General features: G+C 50.3%; 1 protein-coding gene. It reads right to left on the reverse strand.

Annotation, left to right across the window (positions count from 1 at the left end):
• Nucleotides 1–360: 360 nt before the first annotated feature.
• Nucleotides 361–994, reverse strand: a 634-nt coding sequence (locus RCF13_RS00225; protein WP_308140673.1) for a YdaS family helix-turn-helix protein, incomplete at its 5' end; no start/stop codon positions are given.

Here is a 994-nt window from a genome sequence, read left to right on the forward strand (position 1 = left end):
TTTTATGCTGAGGTATTCCCCTAGAACACCTTAGACGTGTCGTCGCCAATCGCAATCAAAAGATTCGTAAATTTCTAATGGGAACATGATCCTGATAATCAGAGTAAGATGCTGAATTACCGTGCCGTTCTCGTGCCTTTCTGCTGTTTATCATTAATCTGTCGCCAGTATAGTTACAGATTTCATTATGGAATTTGAATCTTATTATGTGAGCTGTAGGTGAAAGTATGACTTGGTTACTGAATAAACGGACTGGCGTGCGGCTTCACCTCCCGTAAAGCCGGCACACCCTCTTCGCTGGCGCGACCGGTAGAGACAAAACCGCGGCCACGAAAGATTCGCCCAAGTAGGAAAATGCTATCAGTCCGCTTCGAGCGGCAATTGTGCAAATCTGTCAGGCGGATAGATATCAGGTCTGAGTTCAGAGCATGGAATAGCCGTTAATGCCTCGACGTCTAAGACACGTTCAGCGGGAATGCGCTTCCAGCCGTAAGGGGCTGTGTGTTTAATGCCGAGCGCACGAGCAAGCGCTGTCGCGCCTCCTGCTTTTTGGACTGCTAGCCTTACCTGAGATTGTAGTGTTTGAGCATCCACAGTGTGCACCGGCATTGGCGTGACAACCGTGCAGCGGGGCGTCTCCTGTCTCGCAAGGGGCTGCTCACCGTTCCCACTTGGAACTTCGATTCCCTGTAACCAATTGGCTATGTCGTCTTCACGCCATCGAACACAGGTCGGGCTCAGTTTTAACGGCCGGGGGAACTTCTGCTCGTCCATCCACTTGTAAACGGTTGATTTTTTTACGCCGATTTTCTCGCAGACCTGGTTGATTTGTAACAAAGTTGGTATTCCACCCATGTGGCTGTCTCCATTTTGATTGTGTGACATCCGCACACTATCGCCGTTGCCGTGCTTCTCCTGAATTTTCATCGCTGCATTCCGATCCTGAACGCGCTGCATAGTGGCTCCCGTTTCATGAAGCACCGCTAGTTCGCGC

The organism is Stenotrophomonas maltophilia group sp. RNC7 (genome assembly GCF_030910085.1).
Classification (GTDB): domain Bacteria; phylum Pseudomonadota; class Gammaproteobacteria; order Xanthomonadales; family Xanthomonadaceae; genus Stenotrophomonas; species Stenotrophomonas sepilia.